This window comes from Chthonomonas sp., assembly GCF_035294165.1.
GTDB lineage: Bacteria > Armatimonadota > Chthonomonadetes > Chthonomonadales > Chthonomonadaceae > Chthonomonas.
Genome location: NZ_DATGLN010000001.1, coordinates 1 through 1,062 on the forward strand (window position 1 = coordinate 1; position 1,062 = coordinate 1,062).

The window sequence follows — 1,062 nt, forward strand, 5'->3', positions numbered from 1 at the left end:
ATCGTTTGCCATAGCCAGCAAAACATCAAAGACGTTTCCATCTCGGGGGGCCTGGCACTCGATAGTTATGAGGCCATTCGTAAAGGGGTGGTCGTTGGAAAACCTCATGCTATCCTCATTCCGTTCAAGGCTGCGCAGAGCGCCATCGTTCGGCGTATTAAAGCCACAAGCCCTACCCTATTGATGCCCAAAGGCGGCCCTCCGCTGCCTCCCAATCAAATAGCCCTTATCGTGCGATGGATCAATGCCGGCGCTCCCTTAGGGGCGGTGAAAGCCACCTCCTCGGTACAAAATGTGAAGGCGGCATTTGCACTACGCCCCTTGCCCTCGGCTCCGATGCGCCTCTTCACCTATCTGCCAACGCACATCAAGCCGCCGATCCCCCTGCAGACGCAAGATAAAAACGAAACTTTGGAATACGCCCTGCATGTGGGGCCCCTTCCTCCCATCGGAGCGCTCGCTTTTAGCAACGACGGTAAAACATTGGCCATCGGCACCTATCGCGCCGTTGTGCTCTGGGATGTCAGTAACGCCAAACCTTTGGGCTGTCTGCGCGGGCTTTCCGGGCAGGTGCTCTCCCTGGCTTTCCATCCTTCCGGCAAGTTCCTCGCCGTGGCCGATGGCATCTCCGGTATGATCGGCGAGGTGCGCATCTTTGACCTAGAAACCGAGCAGCCCACCCAAAACCGTTTTCAACAAGAGCCAGATCAGATCACAAGTCTCGCCTTTAGCCTCGACGGCAACCGCCTGGCCATAGGAACCCAACGCCATGATGTGCGGGTCTACGACTGGACATCCGGCATTCTAATTAAAACCTTCTCCGATGCGGGTGACCCTGTGACCAAAGTGCGCTTTTCACCGGATGGACGCTATCTCTATGCGGCCAGCATGGACCACAACATCCGCCGCTACGATCTGAACACCGGCAAGTTAGACCATCTGTACGGCGGGCCGGAGGATGGGGTTGTTGGCCTCGCCGTTCTACCGGATGGGCATCGCTTTATCTCCTCTAGTTCCGCCCAACGTCTTCGTTGGTGGAACGCCGACAACGGCAACACCGAT

At 57.0% G+C, this 1,062-nt stretch carries 1 pseudogene; it reads left to right on the forward strand.

Annotation, left to right across the window (positions count from 1 at the left end):
- Positions 1–1,062 (forward strand): annotated as a pseudogene (locus VKV29_RS00005) (hypothetical protein); the annotation flags it as partial.